Genomic DNA, 2,807 nt, shown 5'->3' on the forward strand with positions numbered 1-2,807 from the left:
CTCCCCCGGTGCAGCGGGCCGTGTTCCGCGGCGCGCATCCGCAGGTCGAGTTCGTGCCAGACGCGGTCCTCGTCCCAGTCCTCGGGCACGGTGCCGCGTTCGCACTGGAGGTAGTAGCGGGTGATGTCGGAGGTGCGGGCCATGTGCCCGGCGAAGCCGCGCTCGTGCACCGCGTAGCCGACCGCGTCCAGGCTGGGCGGTGCCGCGACCAGCAGGCCCAGCCAGGACAGGCCGTGGTCGTGGCGGTGGACGACCGTGCCGGGCGGCAGCGAGCGGCGGGCGGCGCCGTGCCGGCCGTCGCAGCCGGCGACGTACCGGGCCCGCCAGCGGAGGGGCTCCCCGTCGGGCCCGCGCGCCTCGACGGTCGGGCGGTCGCCGTCGGCGTCCAGCACCCGCAGCGCCTCGGTGCCGAACCGGATCTGCCCGCCGGCGTCCAGGAAGGCGGTGAGCAGGTCGGCGACGAGGTACTGCTGCGGGTAGACGGTGTGGCGCTCGCCGCGGCCGAGCCGGGCGTAGTCGAGGCGGAAGCTGCCGTCGTCGGTGCGGAACTCGCAGGTGGCGTGGGGTCGGCCGTGGCGGCGCAGGCCCTCGGCGAGGCCGTGCCGGTCCAGGGTCCGGACGGTGTTCTCGGCGAGGAAGCCGGCCCTGGCCCGGCTGTGTAAGCGGGCCCGGTCGGCGCGTTCCAGGACGACGCAGTCGATGCCGGCCCGGTGCAGCAGATTGGCGAGGACCAGGCCCGCCGGGCCCGCGCCGAGGACGACCACCTGGGTGGTTCGGTCGGCCGTGCCATGGCCCGCATGGTCGGTGTTCGAGAAGTTCTGACGCTCAGTCACAGAAAGTGGATCATAATCACCGTCGGATACATGAAACGACATAAATCACTCCCAGGGGTGAATAGGGTGACAATGCTTCCTTTCCGGTCATGGACGCCGACCGTCCGCCCACGGTCCGGTTCGCCGCCTCCTCGACGACCGTGGCAGAGTGGCGCGATGAAGACCATAGGCCTGCTGGGCGGTATGAGCTGGGAATCCACCGCGACCTACTACCGCCTCCTCAACGAACTCACCCGGGACCGGCTGGGCGGCCTGCACTCCGCCAAGTGTGTGCTCTACTCGGTGGACTTCGCCGAGGTCGAGCGGCTCCAGGCCGCCGGGGAGTGGGAGGCGGCGGGCCGACTGCTCGCCGATGCCGCCCGCGCGGTCGAGGCGGCGGGCGCGGAGCTGCTGCTGATCTGCACCAACACCATGCACAAGGTCGCCGACCAGGTGGCCGACGCGGTGTCCGTCCCGCTGCTGCACCTCGCCGACGCGACGGCCGCGGCGGTCCTGGCCGCCGGGGTGACCCGGGTCGGGCTGCTCGGCACCGCCTTCACCATGGAACAGGACTTCTACCGGGACCGGCTGGCCTCCCACGGTCTGGACGTCCTCGTCCCCGACCGGGCGGGCCGGGCCCTGGTGCACCGGGTGATCTACCAGGAGCTGTGCCTAGGGGTGGTCCGTGAGGACTCCCGCGCGGAGTACCGCCGGGTGATCGCCGAGCTGGTCGCGGAGGGCGCGGAGGGCGTGATCCTCGGCTGCACCGAGATCGAACTCCTGGTGGGGCCCGACGACAGCGCCGTCCCGGTCTTCCCCACCACCCGCATCCATGCCGAGGCCGCCGTCACCGCCGCACTGTGACGCCGGTGACTCACGTGACCCGGCGGGGAGGCCCCACCCGCTGAGCGGAGTGCCCCGGCCCGGCTGCCGCCGGGGCGGGGCAGGGCACGGCAGAGCACGGCAGGGTACGGCGCTCCGGCGCCGTCACCAGCCGGGGCGCTCCAGGACCTCGACCACGGCGCTCGCCAGGGAGATCCCGGCGCCGTTGCCGGTGAGCAGGACGTGGTCACCGGGGCCGATCTCGCCGCTCTCCACCAGGTGGTCCAGGGAGAGGAACTGGTCGCACGCCGCGACGTGCCCCAGGGTGCGGCCCAGGTCGAGCATGCCGCGCGCGGGGTCGATGCCCAGTGGACGCAGCAGGCCCTCCAGGTACCGGGGGTTGCCGGTGAACACATGGGTGACCCGGGTGATGTCGGCCGAGGTGAGGCCCGCCTCCTCGATCGCTTGGCGGGCCAGGGCGGTGCGGGTCTCCATCAGCTGCCGGGCCATGCTCTGGCGCAGGTCCCGGTCCGGGAAGCTGTCGGCGTAGTCGGCCATCCGGCGGCCCAGCGGCATCCGGGTGCCGCCGGTCGCGGCCGGTGGGAACATCTGCTCGTCGCCCCGGTACAGCCGCTCCCAGGCGGAGATCGAGGAGTGGACGAGCGAGCGGATCCGCAGCGGACCCGGGGTGGCCGACAGGAGGACCGCACAGCCGGCGTCCCCCAGGACCGATCCGCGTCCGGTGGCCCAGCCGTCCGCGTAGGTGAACCGGTCGCCCGCCGGGGTGCCGAAGTTGTCGGCCGCCGTCACCAGGACGGCCGACCCCTCCGGGGCGTGGGTGAGGTAGCCGTACGCGAGGCGGGCGCCGTCCAGCATCGCCGTGCAGCCCTGGTCCAGGCCGATCGCCGGCGCCGCCGTGCCGAGGACCTGGTCCTGCACGTAGTTGACGGCGTACCAGCCCTCCGGGCCCTGGTGGTAGGTGCCGCTGTGCAGGACCAGGCACACGTCCTCGGCCGCCAGGCCGGACCGCTTGAGGGCCAGCCGGCCCGCCTCCGCGGCCAGTTCGGGGGCGGGTGTGTCGTCGGCGATCGCGATGCTGGTCCAGCCGGCGGCGAGCGCCTCCGCCGCACCGGGCCGGCCGGCCGCGACCGCCTCGGTGACCGGCCACCGCCG

At 73.9% G+C, this 2,807-nt stretch carries 3 protein-coding genes; 1 reads left to right on the top strand and 2 read right to left on the bottom strand.

Annotated features, from left to right (window positions below; translation table 11 throughout):
- On the bottom strand, positions 1 to 764 hold a 764-nt coding region (locus tag VR45_RS40885; protein ID WP_045945049.1), incomplete at its 3' end, for an FAD-dependent monooxygenase.
- A 225-nt stretch (positions 765 to 989) separates the two neighbouring features.
- On the opposite strand from VR45_RS40885, the gene VR45_RS40890 reads away from it, so the two are divergent.
- On the top strand, positions 990 to 1,676 hold the full coding sequence (locus VR45_RS40890; protein ID WP_045945050.1) for an aspartate/glutamate racemase family protein: 687 nt from the start codon (positions 990 to 992) through the stop codon (positions 1,674 to 1,676).
- Between the two features lie 123 nt (positions 1,677 to 1,799).
- Here VR45_RS40890 and VR45_RS40895 read toward each other — a convergent pair.
- Positions 1,800 to 2,807: ketoacyl-ACP synthase III family protein (locus VR45_RS40895; RefSeq protein WP_045945051.1), on the bottom strand; the 1,008-nt coding region annotated here is incomplete at its 5' end.

This window comes from Streptomyces sp. NRRL S-495 (assembly GCF_000966955.1).
GTDB lineage: Bacteria > Actinomycetota > Actinomycetes > Streptomycetales > Streptomycetaceae > Kitasatospora > Kitasatospora purpeofusca.

Coding starts and splice junctions, on each gene's coding strand:
- VR45_RS40890 (WP_045945050.1), top strand. CDS start 990: ATGAAGACCATAGGCCTGCTGGGCGGTATGAGCTGGGAATCCACCGCG.